This window comes from Cobetia sp. Dlab-2-AX (assembly GCF_024124625.1).
Classification (GTDB): domain Bacteria; phylum Pseudomonadota; class Gammaproteobacteria; order Pseudomonadales; family Halomonadaceae; genus Cobetia.
This window is the reverse complement of sequence record NZ_JAMXRV010000003.1, coordinates 382,626-407,867: the sequence shown is the minus strand read 5'-3', so window position 1 is coordinate 407,867 and position 25,242 is coordinate 382,626. Positions and strand designations below refer to the sequence as shown.

General features: G+C 63.4%; 19 protein-coding genes. 9 read left to right on the top strand and 10 right to left on the bottom strand.

Going from position 1 to position 25,242, the window contains the following annotated elements; genetic code table 11:
* Nucleotides 1-25: 25 nt before the first annotated feature.
* On the bottom strand, nt 26-1,345 hold the full coding sequence (locus NH396_RS07435) for a GGDEF domain-containing protein (RefSeq protein WP_253062646.1): 1,320 nt from the start codon (nt 1,343-1,345) through the stop codon (nt 26-28).
* Between the two features lie 579 nt (nt 1,346-1,924).
* Between NH396_RS07435 and NH396_RS07430 the strand changes: the two genes are divergently transcribed.
* The 8 genes from NH396_RS07430 (at nt 1,925) to NH396_RS07395 (ending at nt 9,602) form a co-directional block, all read left to right on the top strand.
* Nucleotides 1,925-2,425, top strand: a complete 501-nt coding sequence (locus tag NH396_RS07430) for a hypothetical protein (RefSeq protein WP_176676467.1) — start codon at nt 1,925-1,927, stop codon at nt 2,423-2,425.
* A gap of 339 nt (nt 2,426-2,764) precedes the next feature.
* The gene (locus NH396_RS07425) at nt 2,765-3,379 is read left to right on the top strand and encodes a CBS domain-containing protein (protein WP_253062645.1); all 615 of its coding nucleotides are present in this window, start codon (nt 2,765-2,767) and stop codon (nt 3,377-3,379) included.
* A gap of 250 nt (nt 3,380-3,629) precedes the next feature.
* Nucleotides 3,630-4,244 (top strand): hypothetical protein, encoded by a 615-nt coding sequence (locus NH396_RS07420; protein ID WP_253062635.1) that lies wholly within the window; start codon nt 3,630-3,632, stop codon nt 4,242-4,244.
* A gap of 241 nt (nt 4,245-4,485) precedes the next feature.
* A complete protein-coding gene (locus NH396_RS07415) occupies nt 4,486-5,676 on the top strand; it encodes an MFS transporter (protein ID WP_253062633.1) in 1,191 nt (396 codons plus the stop codon).
* Nucleotides 5,677-6,035: 359 nt separating this feature from the next.
* The gene (locus tag NH396_RS07410) at nt 6,036-6,809 is read left to right on the top strand and encodes a DUF969 domain-containing protein (RefSeq protein WP_253062631.1); all 774 of its coding nucleotides are present in this window, start codon (nt 6,036-6,038) and stop codon (nt 6,807-6,809) included.
* Nucleotides 6,806-7,717 (top strand): DUF979 domain-containing protein, encoded by a 912-nt coding sequence (locus NH396_RS07405; protein ID WP_176676462.1) that lies wholly within the window; start codon nt 6,806-6,808, stop codon nt 7,715-7,717. The genes NH396_RS07410 and NH396_RS07405 overlap by 4 nt, the downstream gene beginning before the upstream one ends.
* A gap of 76 nt (nt 7,718-7,793) precedes the next feature.
* Entirely contained in the window at nt 7,794-8,453 is a 660-nt protein-coding gene (gene pcp / locus NH396_RS07400; protein WP_176676461.1) for a pyroglutamyl-peptidase I, read from the top strand.
* 102 nt (nt 8,454-8,555) lie between these two features.
* Nucleotides 8,556-9,602, top strand: coding sequence for an asparaginase (locus tag NH396_RS07395; protein ID WP_253062629.1), 1,047 nt, complete (start codon nt 8,556-8,558; stop codon nt 9,600-9,602).
* Nucleotides 9,603-9,718: 116 nt separating this feature from the next.
* Here the strand turns inward: NH396_RS07395 and ppc are convergent, their stop codons facing one another.
* From ppc to cysM, 5 genes are all read right to left on the bottom strand, one after another.
* Nucleotides 9,719-12,367 carry a phosphoenolpyruvate carboxylase gene (ppc, locus tag NH396_RS07390; RefSeq protein WP_253062627.1) on the bottom strand — a complete coding sequence of 883 codons (2,649 nt, stop codon included), beginning with the start codon at nt 12,365-12,367 and terminating at the stop codon, nt 9,719-9,721.
* A gap of 332 nt (nt 12,368-12,699) precedes the next feature.
* A complete protein-coding gene (gene mazG, locus NH396_RS07385; protein WP_253062618.1) occupies nt 12,700-13,668 on the bottom strand; it encodes a nucleoside triphosphate pyrophosphohydrolase in 969 nt (322 codons plus the stop codon).
* Entirely contained in the window at nt 13,665-15,929 is a 2,265-nt protein-coding gene (gene relA, locus NH396_RS07380) for a GTP diphosphokinase (protein WP_253062616.1), read from the bottom strand. Before relA ends, mazG begins: the two co-directional genes overlap by 4 nt.
* A gap of 56 nt (nt 15,930-15,985) precedes the next feature.
* Nucleotides 15,986-17,389, bottom strand: coding sequence for a 23S rRNA (uracil(1939)-C(5))-methyltransferase RlmD (rlmD, locus tag NH396_RS07375; RefSeq protein WP_253062614.1), 1,404 nt, complete (start codon nt 17,387-17,389; stop codon nt 15,986-15,988).
* A complete protein-coding gene (cysM, locus tag NH396_RS07370) occupies nt 17,389-18,375 on the bottom strand; it encodes a cysteine synthase CysM (RefSeq protein ID WP_253062612.1) in 987 nt (328 codons plus the stop codon). Before cysM ends, rlmD begins: the two co-directional genes overlap by 1 nt.
* Before the next feature lie 221 nt (nt 18,376-18,596).
* On the opposite strand from cysM, the gene NH396_RS07365 reads away from it, so the two are divergent.
* Nucleotides 18,597-21,821, top strand: coding sequence for a response regulator (locus NH396_RS07365; RefSeq protein WP_253062610.1), 3,225 nt, complete (start codon nt 18,597-18,599; stop codon nt 21,819-21,821).
* A gap of 111 nt (nt 21,822-21,932) precedes the next feature.
* On the opposite strand, the gene acpS is transcribed toward NH396_RS07365, so the two are convergent.
* The 4 genes from acpS to era form a co-directional block, all read right to left on the bottom strand.
* Complete coding sequence (acpS, locus tag NH396_RS07360; RefSeq protein ID WP_043331863.1) at nt 21,933-22,310, bottom strand: holo-ACP synthase; 378 nt, start codon at nt 22,308-22,310, stop codon at nt 21,933-21,935.
* Nucleotides 22,307-23,155, bottom strand: coding sequence for a pyridoxine 5'-phosphate synthase (pdxJ, locus tag NH396_RS07355; RefSeq protein ID WP_253062608.1), 849 nt, complete (start codon nt 23,153-23,155; stop codon nt 22,307-22,309). Before pdxJ ends, acpS begins: the two co-directional genes overlap by 4 nt.
* A 145-nt stretch (nt 23,156-23,300) precedes the next feature.
* Entirely contained in the window at nt 23,301-24,017 is a 717-nt protein-coding gene (recO, locus tag NH396_RS07350) for a DNA repair protein RecO (RefSeq protein ID WP_253062606.1), read from the bottom strand.
* Nucleotides 24,018-24,220: 203 nt separating this feature from the next.
* Nucleotides 24,221-25,165, bottom strand: coding sequence for a GTPase Era (gene era / locus NH396_RS07345; RefSeq protein ID WP_253062752.1), 945 nt, complete (start codon nt 25,163-25,165; stop codon nt 24,221-24,223).
* Nucleotides 25,166-25,242: the final 77 nt, after the last annotated feature.

Here is a 25,242-nt window from a genome sequence, read left to right as displayed (position 1 = left end):
AAATGGCAAAGCCATCATCCTTGCGTCAGCGCTTCCACTGATAGACCTCATCGGCGGTCTGCACATCGTCATGGTCATTGACATCAGAGCGGCTGGGGATCGAGGCTGCTTCGCCTGATCCATCGCCCGAAGTGTCCGGTGGCAGCATGCCTGGCATGGCCAGCCTGTCGCGGTCGGGGCGGTGGTCGTGATCAGACGGCTCGATCTGATCAAGGCTGGCTGCGCCGTGATCGGGCGCATCCCAGACGGTGACCACCCGATTGCGCCCTTCGCGCTTGGCACGGTACATGGCCTGATCGGCACGCTGCAGAAGATCAGGCAACAGCGATTCCGCACATGCCGCTGGCCCGCCCTGGGCCGCTCCGATACTGATGGTGACCCGCAACAACTGCCCATTGCTCAGCGTGAAGGCACGACTGTTGATCGATAGCAGCAGACGTTCGGCGACGTGCTTGAGACCATCCCTGTCATCTGTCGGGCACAGCGCCACGAACTCTTCTCCCCCCTGGCGGCACAACTGATCACTGCCGCGCAGATGGTGACGCAGTCGTTGCGTCAGCTCTATCAGCACCTCATCGCCAATCGCATGCCCTTGGGTATCATTGATGGCCTTGAAGTGATCGACATCGATCATCAACACTCCCAGGCCACCACGGCTCAACAGACGCGGCCCCTCTTCCAGCAAGGCAAAACGAGACAGTGCCCCCGTCAACTGGTCATGGCGCAAGTCACGACGGTAGCGCTTCTCGCGCTGCTCAGCCTCCCACCCGATCTGAACGGCCACCACCGCGATGAAGGTGACGGAAATCATCAGGTTGACGACACTGGCCAGCGACATGAACTCGTAGGAGACGATATAGACCGGGCTGGTGAGATATTGGGAGCCGATATAGAACAGCAGCAGAACACCACTGAACAATAGCCGTTGAATGCGTGACAGGAACGCAATACAGATGAAGAAGATGGCGACGATATGGAAATACTCGAAGCCGCCCTCGGCGCCGAACTGGTATTCCCACCATGCCGCCTTGGCTGACATCGGCACCACCAGCAACAGCAACGCGGAATTCATGTAGCCCTTGCGGTGGAACAGGATGGCCAGGACGTTGAGCAGGACGCCGATGACATTGATCACCACTGGCTGCGGATAAGGCTGCAGCCCCAGCAGAGCAAAGTAGCCCAGCTGGCAGCCGAGCGCACTGATATAGATCCACATGAACAACTGATAAAGCGCGAGGTGCCGCTCGGCCAGCCCCGCCGGAGCTGGCCACCGCCACTTCATGTTGACCGTGCGCAAGACACCCAGCCGACTTCCCGGTTTGCGACGGCGATCTGCTTTCGCCATGATTCCTTCCTCATTTACGGCACTTCCCGTGTGCCTCCGCTGTGCTCTACCTGATGATATTGCCTGTCTATTCTATCTCACGCTGCTGTATGAAACGTGACGGCCTTTTTCATTGCGTATCCTTCAAGGCATGCAGCGCAGTCAGGCATATGATTCACGCATACTAGGCATTCTCCCCTGCGAGACTGGCAATCCCATCACGGCGACGTGGCTCACGTAGCAGGCGCCTGAGCGTGAAGCATCAGCAATCTCGAGGATCAGCAGTCGCAGATTCTCACAAAGCGGGCCTTGTGGGTGACTTGCAGAGTAGTTCAGAGAAGATTTAAGCCCTAGATTCAGTCGTGATGATGACCGGGCTGGAAAAAGCCCGTGACCAGTCAATGGTACTCTTGAGCATGGCAATACTGACATCTCGTCGCCAGCCTGCATGCCCCACACCACTTGGCACTCGGGCCCTCCTTGACGTCTGAAGCAAGAACCGAGCAGACAATCGCCCGCCTTCGTGACACCATCGGCACCTGGACATGGCAATAGCCGCCACCCACTTTTCCCCGCCGCTTCTAGAGAAGAGAGACTGTAATGGACGCGACCACTCTGACACGCGACTTCCACCTGTGGCAGCGTTTCTCCAAGCAAGACCGCCTGGAACGTGAACATCGTGCTGCCCGCCGCAAGATCGCCGAAGCTGGCACCATGGCGACACGCATGATCAAGGCCTATGAAAGCATGGCCGCCAAGGGCGTCTCCGAGAATGCATGCTATCGCACCATCTACAAGCAACGCGATTCACAGGGGGAGCTCATGGTGCGCGAAGGCTGGCTCAAGGTGCGTCGAGTGGTCGCGGAAGGCGGCACAACGCGTCTTCGCGGCACGCTGATGACGACATTCAGCCTGCTGGATGGCGAGCAGGAACCCGCCGATGCCAGCGTCGAGAAACTCACGCTCGAGGTATATGACGAAATCGTCGCCGGCACCAAGATGAAGCTGGCCTGCAAGGTGGACCGTTGCGACGCCGATGACCAGACGGACTTCATCACCTTCCTGGATGCCGTACGCGGCGACCTCAAGCAGTGGGTGTGACGCCCCCGGGCCTGTACGCCGGCCCTGATGAAGGGATAACTCCCTGAATCGGCTCAATGATGCCCACTCGCCTCGTGCAGTGGGCATCATTGCCGTCAGGGGCAATGAAACTGCTGACTCATGCCAGCGCCGGCCTGCCGGGAACTTTGTTTCCGAAACGGAACCTATCCATTTCCTATCTCGCACAGATAGCACCGAAGATTGACCTGATAGATCAAGATCCGCGTCACTGTTGCGACAGTAGCAACCTGAGGTTACCCATCGTGCAGGAAACTCCTGGCCTTCACCTGACTCATAGTACGCAGAACATGCTCGTCATCTGGTTACAGGAGTCAGTCCATGAATGCCATTGCACCGTCGGCTTACCATACCCTCGACGTCGAAACGCTCTCTCATGTCACCTCCGCTCGTCTGCCCTTGCAGCCGATCGGCGACATCACCATGGATAGCCCGGCCAGTGAGCTGGTGACGGACTTTGCCATCACCGCTGGTCGCAGCATTCAGGGCAGCGCCTCCATCGGCCAGGCACTGGCAACCATGAAACAGGCCGGGGTGCGCCTGCTGCTGGTCCACGATCATGATGGCACCTTTACCGGTGTGGTGACCTCGCGTGAGCTGCAGGGTGGCCGAGTCGTGATGCGTGCCATGACCCGCTTCAATGTCCAGCGCGACGAAGTCACTACCGACATGGTGCAGATACCCCGCGCCGAGCTGCAGGGCATTCCTCTCGGCGTGCTCAAGCGCGCCCGCGTCAGGGACCTGGTCGAGACGCTGCGTCAGAGCGGCGAATCCCACCTGCTGGTGACCGAGCAGGGCGACGATGGCAAGCCGAGCGTGCGCGGTCTGGTCGCCGCCTCCCGCGTCGGCAAGGCCTTGGGGCTCGATCTGGAACATCCGCCGGAAGCACGCAATTTCGCTGATATCTGCCGGGCCGTGCTGGGCAAGTATGAGTGACCCGACTCGGGGATGCAGTGTTCTCAGTCACCTACCTGACCGGGCTGTCATGAAAACGTGCCATGACAAGATGATTTATCCTCGGACTGGAGCTTGATTCGGGAAAAATGCTCACAAACGGCGTATGATGTGGCTATCAGAGCGAGATATCACTTGGCAGGCAGCATGGCAGCGCCTGTCAGTCAGAGAGATGACTCGGGCTCTGACGGATATACTCAGCCAACGGATGGTGTAGATGAGGATTTCAGCCATGCCATTACGCTCACTGCGTGATCATCTTTTCAAGCAGCGCCACGTCGAGGTGCTTGTCATCAAACAGATTGATGGCGAGCTCGTGCATGTGTGTGGTGCTGGAATCCTGGAAGGCAACGGCAGCGTCAGTCACAAGCGGCGTGAGCTGCAGCGTGACAACCATGCCTTCCCGGTGCGCATGCATGATGGCAATCAGGTACTTCAGCCGGACGACTTCAATCGTCTGGTGCTGCTGGAGGAAGTGACGCTGCACCCCCTTGGCTGCCAGCCGAAGGAAGCCATCTCACTGGAGGTAGCCGGCCATCGCTATCGTGTCGCGCATACCCCCATGCGCTGCTGGCATTTCCGCGGCCACCTCGTACTTGAGCGCACGCCCCAGGGCATGCTGCTGAGCACCGAGGACATGACCCTGATTCGCGCCAAGGCGAGTCGCCAGCCGGTCTCCAATACGGCACGCACCAGTGCCAAGCGCCGGCAGAAGACGCCCGCATGGCGCAATGTCGCCCCCCGCGGTCACGATGTGCATGCCGACGGTGCCATGACGCGTCAACGCGCGGCAGCACAAAGGATCGATAGCCCGACACACGAGCTGGAGCTTGAACCCAAATACTGATCGTTCCGGTACCGGCAAGCGGCCCATCACCACGGGGCATTGAGCGCAAGCACATCAAGACAGATACATTGAGACAGAACGCTCGGCAATTGCCGGGCGTTCTGCTGTCCAGGGCCCGGCTCGAGGAAGACCTACTGGAGGAAGACCGGTTCGAGGCAAGTCGGTTCGAGGCAAGACAGCTTGAGCATATGCCGGTATTCTCACAGACCTGTCCTCTCGTTCAGGTTTCCTCATGCGCCGAATGCCAGCATTCCTATTCCTGCTCATCCTGATTCTGGTCGCCCTGAACCTGCGTCCGGCGCTGTCATCCCTGGCCCCCCTGCTGGATCGCATCACCCAGGACCTGGGCCTGAGCACGCTGGCAGCGGGCCTTCTCACCACACTGCCCGTCGTCTGCCTGGGGCTGTTCGCCCCACTGGCCCCGCGCCTGGCCCGCCGCCTGGGGGTTGAGCGCACCCTCAGCCTTGCCTTGGTCACTCTCGGCATCGCCCTGTGGTTGCGGGCCAGTGACATGGCACTGCTGCTCTATCTCGGCACCCTGTTATGTGGCGGCAGCATCGGCGTCGCTGGCACCCTGCTGCCCGCCATCGTCAAGCGTGAGCATCCTGAACGAGCCGATCTGTTCACCGGCGTGTACACCATGGCGCTATGTCTTGGTGCTGCGCTGGCCGCGGGACTCAGCGTGCCACTGGCCAATCTTCTCGACAGCTGGCAAGCCTCATTGGCCTGCTGGGCGCTGCTTGTAGTGATCGCGCTTCCCGCCTGGCGCCTGAGCATGCCCCACCCGTGGCCAGAGATGACCACCAGCCATCAGCAGGCTACCCCTCGCCTGTGGCATCAACCGCTGGCCCGTCAGGTCACCTTCTTCATGGGCTGCCAGTCTTCCCTGGCCTATATCGTCTTTGGCTGGCTACCTTTCCTGCTCCAGCAACGCGGTCTGAGCGATATCGAATCCGGCTGGCTGATGGCCGCCTCGGTGATGGCACAGGTGCTCACCGCCCTGTTGGCCCCCGTGATCGGCCGCATGGGGCGCGACCAGCGCCCCGCCATCCTGCTGCTGCTGTCCTGTACCGCCATCGGCCTGCTGGGACTGATGATCGGGCCGCTGTCATTGCGCTGGCTGTTCGCCGTGCTGCTCGGTTTCGGCCAGGGGGGCAGCTTCTCGATGGCATTGACGTTGCTGGTGCTGCGCACCTCCGATGCACGTCTGGCAGGCGCCCTCTCCGGCATGGCACAAGGCACCGGCTACATGCTGGCCGCTCTCGGGCCACTCGCCGTCGGCATTCTGCTGGAAATCACGGCCGATCTGCGCGTGATCGCATCGCTGTTCGCGCTGATCCTGCTGAGTGCCGCCATGCTTGGCTTCCAGGTCGGCAGACGTCGCCGTATCTGCCTGCGCGAGGATGGCAGCACCGAAGTGGTCGACGGCTGACATCTCCCCCACAGAGTGAGGCAAGGCCCACCAAGGTATCAATATTATCTGTCATTCATGCCTGCATGATGGATTTTGTCGATACTACATGTCGTTGAAATTTATATATTCCGAATGTCTCATTTGGATTCCTCTGGTGTCGCTCTACCCTTTGAGCTCTCTTTGTAAAGCAACGAACATTGCGCCCCGCCATGTTCGAACAGCTCGCCATGTCGAACTGCTCGGCAATGGTCACCGGCCAGGCAATGTTCGACCCGCTTCGCAACGAGCCCCGCATAACAACAAGCTCACACCCAGAGGCACAGGCTCATGTCCTTCGAAAGGATCCGATTGTCCTCCCCCTGCTCGGGAGACACCCCATGCTGTCATTGATCGGCGTTGCCATCATCGTCATCGGCCTGGCACTGCGCCTCAATGCGCTGCTGGTGGTGCTGGTGGCAGGCTTCTCCTCCGGCCTGGTGGCCGGCATGTCACCGACTGAAATTCTCGCCGCGCTCGGTCAGGCCTTTACCGACAACCGCGCCGTCTCGCTGTTCATCATCACCCTGCCGGTGATCGGGCTGCTCGAGCGCAATGGCCTGCGCGATCAGGCCGAGCATCTGGTCCAGAAACTGCGGGCCGCCAGCGCTGGGCGAATCTCCTTCAGCTACCTGGTGCTGCGCAAGGCAACCAACGCCTTCGGCCTGCAGCTCGGTGGCCACCCGGCGATGATCCGGCCGCTGGTCGCCCCGATGTCAGTCGGCGCCGCCGAACGTGATCTCCCCGAAGAGGCGCTGAGCTCGCCACGCTTCAAGGCCCTGAGCCAGCGCATACGCGTTCTGAATGCCGTCAGCGAGAACTTCGGCAACTTCTTCAGTCAGCTGATCTTCGTGGCTTCAGGCGGGTTGTTGCTGATCAAGAGCGTGCTCGACAAGAGCGGCGCCAGCGTCAGCCTGGCCGACATGGCGCTGTATGCCATTCCCACCGCGCTGGTGTCATTGGTGGTGGTCTTCGTACTCTGCCGCCGGCTGGACGCGCGCATTCGCCGTGAACATCAGCTGCTGCGCGAGAAATACCCTAATCCCTCGGGCCAGGCCAACGCGACACCGGGCAAGGGCACCTTCACCACTTCTGCGACGGAGAGCCACTCATGAACGGTATCGACGCTCTCTACCTGATTACCGGCTTCGCCATCATGGCCTTTGCCGTCCTGACGCTCACCGATCGTGATCACCCGCGCCGACTCGGCACCAGTGCCTTCTGGCTGATCTTCGGCATCAGCCTGGCATTTGGTCAGTGGCTGCCCGATGTCGTGGTCGGGCTTGCCATGCTGGCGCTGGCGCTGCTGGCCGCCACCGGCCAGCTCGGGTTCGGCCACTACGGCCAGTTGAGCGATGAAGCGCGTCAGGCGCGCCGCAAGCGTCTCGGGTCGCGCCTGTTCATCCCCGCACTGGTGATTCCGGTCGGCACCTTCCTTTACACCCTCACGACAGGCCAGAGTGCGCTGGTTGGCCTGGGCGTCGCGACGGTACTGGCCTTTGCCGTGGCATTGCTGCTGCTGCGCGAGAGCCCGGCGACCGGCATGCAGGAAGGTCGCCGCCTGGCCGATGCCATCGGCTGGGCCGCCATCCTGCCGCAATTCCTGGCCGCCCTTGGCCTGCTGTTCGATCAGGCCGGCGTCGGCCAGACCATCGCCGGGCTGGTCTCGAGCGTGGTGCCGGATACCAGCCTGATCGCCTGCGTGATTGCCTACTGCGTCGGCATGGCCGTGTTCACCATGCTGATGGGCAACGGCTTCGCGGCTTTTGCGGTCATCACCTCCGGCATCGGCTATCCGCTGGTCATCGCGCTGCATGGCGGCAACCCGGCCATCGTCGGCGTGCTGGGCATGCTGTCCGGCTACTGTGGCACGCTGATGACGCCCATGGCCGCCAACTTCAACATCGTGCCGGCCGCCCTGCTGGAACTGGATGACCGCTACCACATCATTCGCGCACAGATACTGCCTGCGCTGGTCATGCTGGCCGCCAACATCAGCCTGATGCTGCTGCTGGCCTTCTGATCTCCCACTCTTACCCGCGCATCGATCACCGCCAGCAGTGACCCGCGGTGATCGATGCCAGCCAAGGAATTTCATCATGCGTCGTCTGCTACTCTGCGGCTTCGAGCCCTTCGGCACGGATAGCGTCAATCCTGCCCTCAAGATCATCGAGCAACTGGATGGCCAGAGACTGGCCATGCAAGGCCAGCCCGATGAGCGCTTCGAGATCATCACCTGCCGGGTGCCGGTGACACGCTACGCCGCGATTGACAGCGTCATCGAGGCCATCGGCCAGCACGCCCCTGACACCGTGATCATGCTCGGCCAGGCCAGTGGTCGCAGCGCCATCACCCCGGAGCGGGTCGCCATCAACCTGGATGACTATCGCATCAAGGACAACGGCGGCCACCAGCCGGTGGATGAGCCCATCGAAGCTGGCGGCCCGGATGGCTGCTTCACCACCCTGCCGATCAAGGCGATGGTCAACGACCTCCAGGCAGCGGGCCTTCCCGCCAGCGTCTCCTACACGGCAGGCACCTTCGTCTGCAACCACCTGTTCTATGGGGTGCAGCGCCATCTGGCGGATAGCCCCATCCGCTCCGGCTTCGTGCATATCCCGGCGCTGCCCGAGCAGAGTATCGATGGCCGCCTGCCGACCATGAGCCTTGAAAGCATGCTCGAAGGCGTACGGGTGATGTGCGTCAGCGCCATGTCCCATCAGGAGGATGCGCGTATCGGCGGCGGCAATATCAGCTGAGCACCTCCCGTGCGTCGCGGCTGAACGCCCGACTCCGACAGCTCCCCTGCAAGCCGGCATGCGTTACAATGCCGGCTTTCCCATTTCTGGCAGGTGGACACGATGACTCCCGAGACGCACATCCTGGTGCTGTATACCGGCGGCACGCTGGGCATGGTGGAAAGTGAGCAAGGACTGGTGCCTGCCGGTGACTTCGATGCACGTCTGCGTGCAGCACTGGAACAGCTGCCTCCCAGCCGTCGTAGCCGTCTGCCCGCCTTCACCCTGCGCGAATTTCCGCAGCTGATCGACTCCTCCTCCGCGACACCGACGGACTGGCACACCATCGCCAGCCAGATCGCGGATGCCTACGACAGCTTCGATGGCTTCGTCGTGCTGCAGGGCACCGATACTCTGGCCTGGACGGCCTCCAGCCTCGCATTCCAGCTCAAGGGCACCGCGCGTCCGGTGATCATCAGTGGCGCACAGTTGCCGCTGGAAGCCGAGCACAGTGACGCCTTGGGCAATGTCGAGCTGGCACTCACCGCCGCCGCCCAGCCGACCCTCAATGAAGTCGTGGTCGCCTTTGGCGGACAGTTGCTGCGTGGCGTGTGCACCCGCAAGTGGTACACCCAGGACCACCGCGGCTTCACCACGCCCAATGCGCCACTGCTGGGCGAATGGGTCGATGACCGTGTCGTGCTCTACCCCGGCCGCCTGATGGATGACCAAGGCCCCGCCTTCGAGCTGCCCGACTATGCCCGCCTCGGCAAGGACAGCATCATTCGCCTGCCGCTCTACCCCGGCATCAGCGCCGAGAGCGTGCGTGTGCAGTTGATGCGCCCGGAGGTCAAGGGCGCCGTGCTGGAGCTGTGGGGTAGCGGCAATCTGCCGGAGGACAGCGAGCTGTTGGAGGTATTGGCCGATGCACGCGGCGAAGGCAAGTTGCTGGCCGGTATCAGTCAATGTCCGCATGGGCCGGTCACTATCGGTCACTATGCGGCCGGTGCAGGTCTGGCCACCGTCGGCGTGCTGTCAGGCGATGACATGACGCTGGAGGCGGCCTTCACCAAACTGCTGCATCTGGTGGCGCTCGATCAGAATGAAGACTGGCAGCGCGAGCGCTTCCTGATGCCACTGGTCGGCGAGCGTGCGAGCGGCCTGCTGTAGCGAGATGACCTCATTGTCTTAATGACAACGAAAAGCCCCGACAGGCCAGCCTGTCGGGGCTTTTTTTCGTGCGGGTGATTAGCGACTCGCCAACGTGCGATGGCGTCAATCGCTCCTCAACCGGTGTTGCGCAGACCAGCCGAGATACCGGCCATGGTCACCATCAGCGCGCGTGACAGCTCGGCGGAGATGGCGCCATCGGCGTCGCGGTTACGCTGCAGCAGCTCGGCCTGCAGACCATGCAGCGGGTCGATGTAAGGATTGCGCACATCGATGGCCTGACGAATCAACGGCATATGCTCAAGCAGTGCCTGTTGATCGCGGATCTCCAGCACCACCTTCTCCAGGCGCTCGAGACGATCACGCAGCGATTGCCCCAGCGTCTTCAGGGCCGGCTCATCGACCAGACGCTGCTCGTAGTAGGCCGCCGTCGAGAGATCGGCCTTGGAGAGCAGCATCTCCAGCATGTCGACATAGGTGGAGAAGAACGGCCAGTCGTTCATCATCTCGCGCAGCACTTCCAGGCCGCCCGCTTCCTGCATGCGCGTGGCGAAGGCCTCGCCACTGCCCAGCCAGGCGGGCAGCATCAGACGAATCTGGGTCCAGGCGAAGATCCACGGGATCGCACGCAGCGTCTCGACGCCACCATCCTGACGACGCTTGGCGGGGCGCGAACCCAGCGGCAGGCGTGCCAGTGCGGTTTCCGGCGTTACCGAGCGGAAGTACGGCACGAAGTTCGGGTCTTCACGCACCACGCCCACATAGGCCTTGTGCGCGATACCGGCCAGGCGATCCATCTCGTCGCGCCATTGCGGCTTGGGCGCCGGCGGCGGCAGCATGCTGGCTTCCAGCACCGCGCAGACATAGATCTCCATCGAGCGACTGGCGATGTCCGGCAGACCGAACTTGAAACGAATCATCTCGCCCTGCTCGGTAACACGCAGCGAGCCGGTCACCGAGCCCGGTGGCTGGGACAGGATCGCCGCATGCGCCGGGCCGCCGCCACGACCGACCGTACCACCACGGCCGTGGAACAGGGTCAGTTCGACACCGTGACGCTTGGTGACTTCCACCAGCGTTTCCTGGGCGCGGTACTGTGCCCAGGCGGCCGCCAGCTGACCGGCGTCCTTGGCGGAGTCGGAGTAACCGATCATCACTTCCTGACGGTCACCGGCCTGCTCGCGATAGATCGGCATGCCCAGCAGCGTGTCGATGACGGGGCCTGAGCGGTCCAGATCATCCAGCGTCTCGAACAACGGCGCGATCGGTAGACGCACATCACCGCCGATCTCCTTCATCAACAGTGCCACCGCCAGCACATCGGAGGCCTGACCGGCCATCGAGATGATGTAGGTGCCCAGCGCCTCGCGATGCTCGCGCGCGATGACCTTGAAGGTATCCAGCACCTCGCGCGTGTCGGTGGAGCATTCCCAATGGCGCGGGATCAGCGGGCGACGGCTAGCCAACTCCTTGCTCAGGAAGTCACAGCGCTGCTGCTCGTCCCATTCGAAATAGCTGCCCAGCCCCAGCGTCTGGCTCAGTTCATCGAAGACCTGCGCGTGGCGCGTGCTTTCCTGACGGATATCGAGCTTGGTCAGGGTGACACCGAAACAGGCCACACGACGCAGGGTGTCGAGCAGTGCGCCATTGGCGATGGTGTCCAGCCCCACGTCGCACAGTGAGCGGTAGCAGGCCAGCAGCGGCGTATACAGCTGCTCGCGGGTCTCGATGATGTCGACACCTTCGTGGCGCTTGCCGTCCAGGCCCGCCTTGGCCCAGTCGCGGGTGCTTTCCATGCGCAGGATCAGGCGGCGCAGGATCTCGCGATAGGGCTCAGCCACATCGCCGGCCTCGGCACGCAGGGCAGCCGTGCACTTCCACATCGACAGCTCCGACTTGAGCTGTTCGAGATCGCGCAGATAGAGGTCCGCTGCCATCCAGCGACCCAGCAGCAACACGGTCCGCGTCACGCTGGCGGTGACATTGGGGTTACCGTCGCGGTCACCGCCCATCCAGGAGGCGAAGCAGATCGGTGCGGCGTCCAGCGGCAGACGCTCACCGGCGGCGTCCAGCGTCATCTCGTCAAGCTGACGGTGGAAGTCCGGCACCGCTTGCCACAGCGAGTTCTCGATGGTGGCAAAGCCCCACTTGGCTTCATCCACCGGGGTCGGACGCTCGTGACGGATCTCGTCGGTATGCCAGGCCTGGCTGATCAGCTCGGTGAGGCGCGCACGCGCGAGGGTCGCCTGTTCCGGGCGATCACAGGCGCCTTCCATCTGGGTCAGACAGCCCTCGATGGCATCGTATTTCTGGATCAGGGTGCGGCGGATGACTTCCGTCGGGTGCGCCGTCAGCACCAGCTCGACGCGCATCGCCGAGAGCTCCTCGACGATCTTCTGTGCGCTGAAGCCCCGCTCGCGAATGCGCGTGATCAGCTCGCCGAGGTCCGGCTGGCTGCCGGGGCGATAATCCTCGACGCGCTTGAAGCGGCCACGGTAGTGCTGCTCGGCGATGTTGGAAAGGTTCAGGAACTGGTTGAACGCCCGGGTGACGGGCAGCAGATCGGCGTCCGGCAGATCACGCAGATAGTCGATGAGCTCATGCCGGGCGGCCTGATCGCCCTGCTGGCCCTGTTTGGCCAGGGCACGGATGCGCTCGATGCGTGCGACGAAGTCATCGCCGAGGTCGGCCGCGATGGTCTGGCCGAGGTTGTCACCGAGAATACGCACGTTATCGCGCAACGATTCATGCAAGTCGTGACTCATGAAACCCTCCTTGGGAGTGACGGTGCTGCCGCGGTCATCTTCCCCTGTCACCAGGGGCACACAGTCAGATAGCTGACAACAGATTCCCTCATTGCGCAAAGACACCTGATGACAACCGGCTGAGGGAAGACACCGGCCTGGCGCTGGTGAAGACACTGGCGCGAAACGGAAAGACCCGCGGCGCAGCAGACCGGAAAGCAGGACAAGACTCGCGTCCTGATCGCTTCCCCTCAGCATACGACCGCGGGCCTCGGCTCCACAATCCGACTATCGCGTAAACTTACTACATTTTTCCAGATGCCCTTTTCCCAATACGCTGCGACGACGCTCCATCACCGAACCAGCGGCGTCACTGGGCGTGCGGCTGACGTCGCACCCTCGCCCTGCCGCGCCTGCTCAGCCGCACGCTCTTGGCGCTTGGCCTCATCCCAGTGCGCATCCATCTCGGCAAGCGACGCCTCTTCCAGCGTGCGCCCTTGCCCTGCGATCGCGGCTTCCACATGGCGGAAGCGTGATTCGAAGCGCGCATTGGTAGCGCGCAGCATCTGCTCCGGGTCCGCCTTGAGGGTGCGCGCGAGATTGACGACCGCGAACAGCAGATCCCCGACCTCCTCACGCGCATGGGCCGTATCGCCCTCGGCCAGCGCTTCCTCGACTTCGCCGAGCTCCTCACGGATCTTGGCCAGCACGCCACTCGTGTCCGGCCAGTCAAAGCCCGAACGCGCGGCCTTCTTCGAGAGCTTGGCCGCCCGCGTCAGCGCCGGCAGACCAAGTGGCACGCCATCCAGCACGCTGTCGCCGGCAGTCTGGCTGACAGGCGCGTCAGCGGTCTCCTGCTGCTTGAGCGACTCCCACTGGGCATTGAGCGAGCCTTCATCGACCTCATGAGTGGCGATACCCTCGCGGCGCGACGCGAGGGTGCCATCCGGGAAGACATGCGGATGGCGGTGCAGCATCTTCTCGGTCAGCACATGGATCACGTCGTGGAAATCGAAGCGTTGCTGCTCGCTGGCGATCTGGGCGTAGAAGACTCCCTGGAACAGCAGATCTCCCAGCTCCGCCGGCAGCTCATCGAGCACGCTGGCATCGGCCGCGGCACGCTCGATGACGTCGGCCACCTCATAGGCCTCCTCCAGGGTGTGCGGCACCAGACTCGCGTAATCCTGGCGGCTGTCCCACGGGCAGCCGTACTGCGGATCACGCAGCACGGCCATCAGGGTCAGCAAGTCATCGAGGGTGTAGCGCGTATCGGCTTGCCTGCCTGCATCGACATCGACACTGGCATCGAATCGGCGACTCATGCCTTGTCGCCCCCGACCCGCAGCCGCTTGACGTCGATGATGTTGGGCAGCTGCTGGATGCGGGCGAATACGCGCCCCAGCACATCAAGATTCTCGACTTCCAGCGTGATCTTGAGCGTGGCGATGTTGTCGAGCTGATCGGTGCGCGTGTTCACCGACAGCACATTGACCTTGTCACCGCTCAGCACGTTGGTGACATCACGCAGCAGGCCGGAGCGGTCCCAGGCCTGGATCTCGATATCCACCGGATACTGGTTGCGCGAACGCTGGCCCCAGTCGACATCGACGATGCGACGCGGCTCATCCGAGCGCAGCTGGATCAGGTTCGGGCAGTCCTGACGGTGCACGGTCACGCCGCGCCCCTGGGTGATGAAACCGGCGATCTGATCGCCCGGTACCGGGTGACAGCAGTTGGCCATGGTGGTCTTCAGATTGCCGACCCCCAGCACCATGACGGCGTCAGGCTTTTCCTTGCCCTGCGGCTTGCGCTGGCGCAGCAGACGCTCGAGCTGCTCCTGATCATCGGTATCGCCGAACAGCTGCTGGGCCTGATGCAGCACCTGGCCGACGCGCAGATCGCCTGCACCGATGGCGGCATACATGTCATCACGCGTCGGGTAATTGACTGCGTTGGCCAGCTTGTCACGGTCGAGATTCTCCAGCGCCAGCCGCGAGAATTCCTTCTCGAGCAGCGCCTTGCCCTCATCGACGTTCTGGTCGCGTGCCTGCAGCTTGAACCAGGTCTGGATCTTGGCGCGGGCCCGCGAGGTGCGCACGTAGCCCAGATTCGGGTTGAGCCAGTCGCGGCTCGGGCCACCCTTGGTGGCGGTCAGGATCTCGACCTGCTGGCCGGTCTTGAGCTTGTAGGTCAGCGGCACGATGCGACCGTCGACCTTGGCCCCCCGGCAGCGATGGCCGACCTCGGTATGCACGCGGTAGGCGAAGTCGATCGGCGTCGCGATCTTGGGCAGGTCGATGACATGCCCCTCCGGTGTGAAGACGTAGATGCGGTCCGGCGCGACGTCGGAGCTCAGCCCCTGACGGATCGCCTCCTGGCCGCCGTTCTCGCCGACTTCGTCCTGCCATTCGAGCACCTGACGCAACCAGGCGATCTTGTCTTCGTAACTGCGACTCTTGTGACCGACATCGTGGCCCTTGTAACGCCAGTGGGCGCATACGCCCAGCTCCGCCTCCTCGTGCATGTCGAAGGTACGGATCTGGATCTCGATGACCTTGTTGCTCGGTCCCACCACCGCAGTGTGCAGCGACTGGTAGCCATTCTTCTTGGGGTTGGCGATATAGTCGTCAAACTCATGCGGCACGTGGTGCCAACGCGAGTGGACGATCCCCAGCGCCGTGTAGCAATCGCTGACTGTGCCGACCAGAATCCGTACCGCGCGCACGTCATACACCTGAGAGAAGGCGATGCGCTTGATCTTCATCTTCCGCCAGATGGAGTAGATGTGCTTGGCGCGGCCCGCGACATCGAACTGCTTGATGCCCTGCTCGCTCATCAGAGTGCGCAACTCGACCAGCAGATCGGCGATGTAGTGCTCACGCTCCAGGCGTTTCTCGGACAGCTGCCTGGCGATGGTCTTGTATTCATCCTCCTCGCGGTAGCGGAAGGACAGATCCTCCAGCTCCCACTTGAGCTGACCGATGCCCAGGCGGTGCGCCAGCGGCCCGTAGATGTCGAAGACTTCTCTGGCCACGCGCATGCGCTTCTCGCGCGGAGCATCCTTGACGTGACGCAGGGCAACGGTACGTTCGGCGATCTTGATCAACGCGATGCGCACGTCATCAATCATCGACACCAGCATCTTGCGCAGGTTGTCCTGCTGGTCATGCTGCGCCATGCCATGACTCGGCGCCTGCAGCTGACTGATGGCGGCCATGTTGAGCACGCCATCGATCAGGCGGGCCACTTCCTTGCCGAAATGCTTCTCGATGGCCTCAAGCCCCAGATGCCCTTCACGTACCGCGCGATAGAGCACGGCCGCGACCAGCGCGGGTTGGTCAAGCTTGAGTTCCGACAGGATGTCGGCCATCTCGAGACTGAAACGGAAACTGCGCAGCGGCTCGCGCCACGGCTTGTCACCGCGGGCGTCTGCCTCGCGCGCTACCTTGAGCGCCACTTCACAGGCCTGCACCATGACCTCGGCATTCACCGACGGGACTTCCTCGCGCAGTCGCGCGACCCACACCGGGATGTCCACACCACCGCTATCGGTCAGCGGCTGATCTTCGCGCACCTTGACCATGACCCTATGTCCTTGAATTACTTGCCATCTTGATAGCAGTACCCGAGGGCACCGCCTCAGTCTTCCGCCCGTTCCAGCAGCAACATCGATTCCAGATGTGCCGTGTGAACGAACATGTCCGCCATCAGGGCACGCGTGACGCGATAACCGGCGTCCTGCAACAGCCGGGCATCACGCATCAACGTGGTCGGGTCACAGGCGATGTACAGCACACGCTGCGGCACTCGGCTGACCCTCCCGGCATGCAGATCACGTGCCAGCTCCTCGCAGAGAGGCTGAGCGCCATCACGCGGCGGGTCTAGTACCAGAAGGTCGATACCCTCGAGTGATGGCAGGGCCTTGCTCAGGTCCGCTCGACGTGCGCTCACCTGAGCCAGTCCGTTGGCTTCGGCATTGACCCTCAGCTGATCGACCATGCCCTGACTGCCCTCGATGCCTGTCACCTCACTGGCGCCGGCCGCGGCAGCCGCCAGGGTCAGATTGCCGACACCGGCATAGAGATCCATCACCTTGAGACCACTGACATCGCCCAGCCATTCGAAGGCGGTGTCGATCAGACGCTGATTGAGCGCCGCGTTGACCTGCACGAAGTCGCCCGGCGAGAAGGCAAGGCGCAGCGTCGTTGCGCCGACACTCAGTGAATACACGGCATTCGGCGTACCCGACAGCCACTCCAGCACCACCGGATCACGCCCGACCCGCCAGCCGACCACCAGGCCGTGCTGCTCGGCGAAGGCCTGCCAGCGCTGCGCATCACGCGGCACCGCCTTGAGCTGGCGCACCACCACGATGATCTGCCCTTCAGCAGCGGTCAGCTCCAGATGGCCCAGGCGCCTGGGCGCCTCGAGGCTTTCGATCAGCTCACGCAGCGGCGCGAGCAGGCGGTCCAGCTCCGGCACCAGCACGCTGCAGGTGATGATGTCGACCAGCTGGTTGCTGCCACGTCCGCGGAAGCCTAACTGCAACTCACCGGCATCGGTCACGCGTACGCCGATACGCGCGCGACGGCGATAACGGCTCTCATCATCGCCCAGCGGCTGAATCTCGGGCAGCGTCACGCCATTGCGTGTCGCGTGTTCGCCCAGCACCTGCACCTTATGGGTGCGCTGTGCATCCAGCGCCATATGCTGCAGATCACAGCCGCCACAGCTGCCGAAATAGGCACAGGGCGGCGTCACGCGACTGTCAGCCGCGTTGTCACGTGCACGCACATGCGCCTCATTGAAGCGCTTGTGCGTGCGGTGGATGGCCAGCGTCACACGCTCGCCGGGCAGGGCCTGATCGATGAACTGGGTCTTGCCGCTCTCGTCATGGGCAATGCCGCGCCCGTCATGGGCGAGGCGGTCGACCGTCAGCCACTGGCTGTCGGCGTCGCTGGCATTGCGAGTGCCACGACTGGCCACTTCCTTCTCACGACGGGTCGGCTTGCGCGCCGGTCGTTTCTGTCCGAGCAGCGCCATCAGGAACACTCCCCAGTAACGGCTTCATTGTGGGGCGTGCACTGCTGAGTCATGTCATCGCCCTGGGTATAGAGGCCTGTCGAGAGGTAGCGGTCTCCCCGATCACAGACGATGAACACGATGACCGCATTCTCGACCTGCTCGGCGAGCTTGAGCGCGCCTGCCAGCGCACCACCGGAGGAGACACCGGCCAGAATGCCTTCTTCACGCGCCAGACGACGCATGCAGACTTCGGCCTCGTGCTGGCCGATATCCAGCGTGCGGTCGATGCGTGAGGCATCGAAGATCCGCGGCAGATACTCGGCAGGCCAGCGACGGATACCCGCGATGCTGGCGCCTTCGGCAGGTTGCAGGCCGACGATCTCGATCGCCGGATTCTGCTCCTTCAGATAGCGCGAGGTGCCCATGATGGTGCCGGTGGTGCCCATCGAGGACACGAAGTGCGTGATGCGTCCGTGGGTCTGCTGCCAGAGTTCCGGCCCGGTGGTGCGGTAATGCGCCAGCGGATTGTCCTGGTTGGCGAACTGATCCAACGCCTTGCCCTCGCCACGCGCGATCATCGCCTCGGCCAGGTCCCGCGCATGCTCCATGCCATCGGCTTCGATCAGCGTGGCCCCGTAGGCACCCATCGCCTGCTTGCGCTCGCTGGAGGCACTGGCCGGCATCACCAGCACCATGCGGTAGCCCTTGATGGCCGCCGTCATGGCCAGCGCGATGCCGGTATTGCCGGAGGTCGCTTCGACCAGGGTATCGCCGGGTGCGATCTCGCCGCGCGCTTCCGCCTCCTCGAACATGGAAAGCGCCGGACGATCCTTGACCGAGCCGGCGGGGTTGTGACCCTCCAGCTTGGCCAGCAGCACATTGTTGCGGCCCGCGGTGATGCGCGTCAGGCGCACCAGCGGCGTATTGCCGACGACATCTGCAAGACTGGGATAATCGGACGCGCCAGGGATGGCGTCACCGGGGGTTTCGCTGAGATGAGACATGAGAGGCAGACTCCAGAGACGCCGCGCCCGGACAGCCGAATGACAGCGGTCAGGCGCTGGCATCGGGACCAAGGACGAACGGGGGGCCGCGTCGGGGTGTAGATGATGCGCGCAGTATATCGCTCCCGCCCAGCCCTGTCAGGGCGCTCGCCATCGCTTCGCTCATGAGCGCGAGGTATGCTTGCCGCTGATGCTCGTTCGCCCTTTGACGATGGATTGCCATGCTGCTTCGTACCCGATTCCAGCTTGCCCTCTTGCTGCTGCCCCTCGCCACCAGCCTGATGTTCAGCCTGTATGCGGTGGACCGCGAGATCAGCGGTGAGCGCCTGGCCATGATGGAGCGCCTGCAGGCCAGCATGCAGGCCATCATGCCGGGCATGGCCAACGCCGCCCTCGCCGCTGACGACCAGCGTCTGCATGAGCAGGCCCAGATGCTGATCGACCAGCGCGACGTGCGCGCCCTGACGCTGCGCACCGCCAACGGCGGCGCCCTGTTGCATCTCGGCCCCAGCCAGCGCCCGGAAACCAGCACGCTGGTCGAGAGTCAGGCCTACCCCTCGGACCCGGACTCGCTGGTGATGGTGATGCCGGTCATCGACCCGTGGCGCGAGACACAACGCGGCGAGCAGATGTCATGGCTGGTGCTGGAGGCCTCCGACACCCGCCTGGTGCTGCATCGCTACCAGCTGCTGGTCGGCTACGGGCTGGCCAATCTGGTCTTCGGACTGGCGCTGCTGCTGCTGGCTTTCCATGGCTCGCGCCGCATGCTGCAGCCGCTGCATGAGCTGAGCGAGGCCATGACCTGTCTGGCGCGCGGCGAGACTCACCGCCAGCTGCCGGTTGCAGGCAATGACGACCTCAGCGAGCTGGCCGAGAACTACAATCGCAGCGTCGAGCAGCTCAAGCGCGCCCGCGAGGACATGCAGGACCAGATCGAACAGACCACCCAGGACCTGCACGAATCAATGGAAACCGTCGAGATCAAGAACATCGAGCTCGACATGGCGCGCCGCAAGGCGTTGGAAGCCAACCGCATCAAGTCGGAATTCCTGGCCAACATGAGCCATGAGATCCGCACGCCGCTCAACGGCATCATCGGCTTCAGCAACCTGCTGGGGCGCAGTGATCTGGACAACCGCCAGCGCGACTGGCTGGGCCACATGCAGAATGCCTCCTCGAGCCTGATGTCATTGATCAATGACATTCTCGACTTCTCAAAGATCGAAGCCGGCAAGCTCGAGCTCGAGAAGGTCCAGATGGACATCGAGCCACTGATCGAGGAAGTGCTCGCCATGCATGCTCCGGAGGCCCATCGCAAGCATCTGCATCTGCTGGGACTGGTGTATGACGACGTGCCCCAGCGCTTCGAGGGCGATCCGATGCGCATCAAGCAGGTGGTGACGAATCTGGTCGCCAATGCCGTCAAGTTCACCGAACGCGGCGAAGTCATCGTGCGCGTGATGGTGGATGACCTGAACGGCAGCAACACCCGCCTCAAGATCGCGGTGGCAGACACCGGCATCGGCATGGACAGCGCCCAGCGCAATCGTCTTTTCCAGGCCTTCTCGCAGGGAGATCCATCGCGGGCACGCCAGTTCGGCGGCACTGGCCTTGGGCTGATGATCTCCAAGCGACTGATCGAGCAGATGGGCGGCGAGATCCAGGTCGACAGCCTGCCCGGCCACGGCTCCACCTTCCTGTTCAGCGTCCCCGTAGCGGTCAGCAGCATCGAGGAGCGCCCGCGCGAAGTCGTGTTCGATCATCAACGCATCTGCCTGATCGAGCCACACTCGGCCACCCGTCGCGCCCTGAGTTACCTGCTGACCCGCTGGTCACTGACGCTGGTCGGCATCGAAGAGCAGCCGGATCTGGTGGTGGTCGCGCTGGAGAGCCGTGATCTCAAGCGGCTGGATGAATGGGGTGCACGCCTCAAGCATCTGCCGTGTCGCGTGCTGGGCCTGCTGAACGCCCCTCTGCCCGCCGACGCCGAGAACCTGCAGCAGTACGGCATCGACGAGGTGGTCAGCAAGCCGGTCACACGCCTGCAGATGCGCCACAAGCTGGCCAATCTGCTGCATTCACCTCACCGCGACCCGACTCAGGCGCCGCGCAGCGACACCTTTACCTCCTTCGAGCCGACCACACGCGAGCAGAACTCAAGCACGGCGCCAGCCGCCAAGCCGACCGACAAGACTGATGCGAGCACCAAGCCAGCCAGCACGCCTGCCGCGAGCGCCACGTCTGTCAAGACGCCACCGGCCGGCCCGCGGCCTGAGCTCACCGCACAGCCCGCGAGTCAGGAAACCTCCGCACAGCCTCGCAAGTGCGTGATGGTGGTCGATGACAACCCCTCCAATCGACTGTTGGCCGAGGAGCTGTTGACCGACATGGGGCTGGACACCCTGGCGGCCCAGAGTGGCGAGGAGGCGCTGGCCCTGGCTCAGGAGCAGGTCGTGGATGCCGTCTTGATGGATATCCAGATGCCGGGCATGAACGGACTGGAAGCCACCAAGGCGCTGCGTCATCAACAGCGCGAGGGCAACCGTCACCTGCCGGTGATCGCCCTCACCGCCCATGCATTGGCGCACGAGCGGCGAGAGCTGCTGGCGGAAGGCATGGATGACTACCTGATCAAGCCCATCGACGAGGGTCTGCTGGCCAACCTGCTCAGTCGTCACCTGGGCATTTCGCTGAACCCGCCACCGCAGGCAGCGCGCACGTCCAGCCAATCGCATAGCCCTGCCCGCAGCCAAACGCGCAGCCCCGCTCGCAGTCCGGCGACGTCTGCCTTGCCACCGGGAGTGAAAGACGCTGCCAGCCAGACCGAGTTCTCGCCGCCGGCAGCGCCGCTGCCCCACTCTGCCGCAAAGAACCGGCTTAGCCTGGAACAGGACGCCGACCTGCCGGTGGTCGACATGGCACTGGGCGCGGAGATGGCCGGTGGCCGCGAGGCCCTGGCGCTGGAGATGCTGGGGCTGTTGATCGAGAGTCTGCCGGAGAGCGAGGCCAGGATCCGTCGCGCCTGGCAGGCGCGTGACAACGAGGCGATGATCGATGGCGTACATTATCTCAACGGCGCCTGCCGCTACTGTGGCGTGCCGCGTCTGGCACTGTTGGTGGAAGCGCTGGAGACCCGCATCCGCGTCAGCGGCCTGTCGCGACTGGAAGAGGATGTCGACGCCCTGTTCGCGGCCATCGCTAGCCTGATCCAGTGGTCACACAGCGATGAAGCCAAGGCCCTGCTCGACGCACCACTTGAGCCGGCCAGCCCCGCGGGTGAAACGCCTGAGACGCCGACAGCGTCCCCTGTCGAGTCCACATCTTCGCCCGCCACCGCGCTCTCGGATGCCCCCGCTGAGCCATCCGCGACAGGCTCGTCATCGGTAGGCAATCCTCAGACAAGCGAGCCACAGACGAGCGAGCCTCAGTCCAAAAACCAGCCCTGAAAAACCAGCCCTTCACAAACGAAAATGCCACCCGCTGCCGCAAGGCAGGGGTGGCATTGTCGTTTCGAGCGCCGTGTTCAGAGGCGCAATACAGCGCCAGATCGAACAGGGCTAACGCTCCAGCACCACGAAGGCGATGGCCTGATCACGCTCATCACTGATCGACAGGTGCAGATGGCGGATACCCGCCCGCGCGGTCAGGGCTTCCGCCTCGTCAGACAGCTTGAGCGAGGGCTTGCCCAGAGCGTCGTTGACCACCTGAATCTGGGTGAAGCGCATGCCCTGACGCAGGCCGGTGCCCAGCGCCTTGACGAAGGCTTCCTTGGCCGCGAAACGCTTGGCCAGAAAGGCCGCCGGTTGAGGGTGATCGGCAAAGCGCGCCAGCTCCTCTTCCCCCAGCAATCGGCGTGCAAAACGCTCGCCATGGCGTGCCATGCCTGCCTCGAAGCGCTCGATACGCGCGATGTCCGTGCCTATGCCGACGATCATCCGCAGCAGCCTGAGCCCTGCACATGCTCATGATCATCACCGTGTGTGTGGTCATGGTCATGGTCATGGTCATGGTCATGATCGTGCGCATCCAGCGCGGCCATCAGGCCCGCTTCCTGGCCTGCGATACATAGACGCTTCATCTCGATGACGGCCTCCTTCAGACCGACGAACATGGCGCGCGCGACGATAGCGTGGCCGATGTTCAGCTCGTTGAGCCCAGAGATACCCGCGATCGCCTCGACGTTGTGATAATTGAGGCCATGACCGGCATTGACCACCAGCCCCAGCTCGTTGGCCAGCTCCGCGGCGGCCGCGATACGCTCGAACTCGACACGCGCCGTCTCGCCCGTGGCATCGGCATAGGCCCCGGTATGCAGCTCGATGACTGGCGCACCGGCCTCGAAGGCGGCACGAATCTGCGCAGGCTCCGGGTCGATGAACAGCGAGACTTCACAGCCCGCCTCTGCCAGACGCTCGCAGGCGGCAGTGATGCGTGCCAGATCACCGGCGACATCCAGTCCGCCTTCGGTGGTCAGCTCTTCGCGCTTTTCCGGCACCAGACACACGTTGGCCGGCTGGACTTCCTCGGCCAGCGCCAGCATCTCTTCGCTGACGGCCATCTCGAGGTTCATGCGCGTGTTGAGCACCTCGGCCAGAATGCGCACGTCGCGCTCCTGGATGTGGCGACGGTCTTCACGCAGGTGCACGGTGATGCCGTCGGCACCCGCCTCTTCCGCGACCAGCGCGGCCTGGACCGGGTCCGGATAGCGGGTACCACGCGCCTGACGCAGTGTGGCGATGTGGTCGATGTTGACCCCGAGCAGAATGCGCAGCGGATGCATGATCAGCTCCTAACGATGAACAAGAGAACAGGCATGGTGACGAAGGCCATGCCGAAGACATGTCGCGCCATACTATCACGCGTCACGCCCGAGCCGGAGCGGGAACCGACACCGCACTCAGGCAGCGTCGGCAGACCTGATGGCATCAGTCGGACTCGCGGCTCTGACGCCGCCTGGCCGTCAGCTGCATCATCAATTCGCGCGAGCGCAGCGGACGCTCTCCCAGCAGCGGCGCCAGCGCACGCCGCGCCAGCCACAGGCTCTCGCGGGCAAGCCCTTGATGGCCCCAGTCTTCGCTGGCCAGCAACTTCAGGGCGCGCCCTTCGATGCCCGCCGCGCCTGGCGGCTGTGCCTGAAAGCGTCGCTCACTGACCACATAGTCATAGCGCACGTCCGGCATCAGCGGGCTGTCATCCAAAGCACGAAACTGCGGCAGTTGCTCCAGCGCTTCCAGCAGACTGTATTCCAGTCGTCTGAGTGCGGGGGCGCGCCTGGCGGGCAGTGCCACCTCGTCCAACGTCAGCGAGTAGAGTGCGAACAGCTCCGGCACCGGCATTTCCACCGGCAGGGTGCGGGTCAAAAGCTCATTGGCGTAGAACCCGCACAGCAACCCCTCGCCCGCCAGCAGGCTGGCGCTGCCGCCGGTCTCCATCAGGTTGAGAGTCTTGAGATCGCTCTCGCCACGCCAGGTGACATGCAAGGGCGTGAACGGCTGCAGTCGTGCGCGCGCCTTGCTGCCCGGGCGCTGAACGCCACGCGCCACCGCGCGCACCCGTCCGTGTTCGAGGGTCAGCAATTCGATGATGGCACTGGTTTCACGGTAGGGCTTGCGATGCAGCAGGAAGGCCGGTTGCGGCGTCATCAGACAGGCTCACGTCAGACGGTGGCTTGGCAAAAAAAGCTGGCAGAAGGACTGGCAGAGGGCCTGGCAAGAAACGAGACCGCCCGGGAAAGGCCAGGCGGTGCGCGGCAGAGACCGCGAGGACATCGGATCAGCGACGAGCGGCACACGGCGGTCGCGAACCTTCTGGATCGCCACCACCCCGTACCGCTCGCGCGGCATCGTCAGTCCTTGTCGTGGGTGTAACCCAGACTCTTGAGGGCACGCTCGTCATCCGACCAGCCACGCTTGACCTTGACCCACAGGTTCAGCATGACCTTGGCATCGAAGGCACGCTCCATCTCGAGGCGCGCTTCACGCCCGATGTTCTTGATGCGCTCACCGTTCTCGCCGATCAGGATCTTCTTCTGGCCCTGACGCTCGACCATCATCAGCGCGCTGATGTGCAGGGTGCCGCGCTGATCGGTCTTGAATTCCTCGATCTCGACGGTCATCTGGTAGGGCAGTTCGTCGCCCAACTGACGCATCACCTTCTCGCGCACCAGCTCGGAGGCCAGGAAGCGAGAGCTCTTGTTGGTGATCTGGTCATCCGCGAACATGTGCTCACCCTGCGGCAGACGCTGCATCACGTTCTCGAGCAGCACGTCGATGTTGGTGCCGTTCTTGGCCGACATCGGAATGATGGCCGCGAAGTCACGACGCTCCTGCAGGCTCTGCAGCCAGGGCGCGAGGGTGGTCTTGTCCTTGAGCCAATCGATCTTGTTGACCACCAGAATCACCGGCGCCGTCACGTGGGCCAGCTTCTCGAGCACGATCTGGTCTTCTTCCATCCAGCGGGTGCGATCGACGATGAACACCACGGCATCGACATCACGCAGCGCCTGGGTGGCGGTCTGATTCATGAAGCGGTTGATCGCCTTGTTGCGATCGCGCTGCATGATGTGGATCCCCGGGGTATCGACGAAGACGCACTGGGTGCCCTCTTCGGTGTGGATACCCATCACCTGGTGACGCGTGGTCTGCGGGCGACGCGAGGTGATCGAGACCTTCTGGCCCAGGATGTGGTTCATCAGCGTCGACTTGCCGACATTCGGGCGACCGACGATGGCGACGAAGCCACAGCGGGTGTCCGGCAGCGGCTGATCGCTGACACCAGCAGCGGCCAGCATGCTGCCCAACGCATCGGCATTGCCGGCGCCGTTGTCAGCTGAATGATCAGAGGCGTCGCCGCTCGGGGTGACGTTGT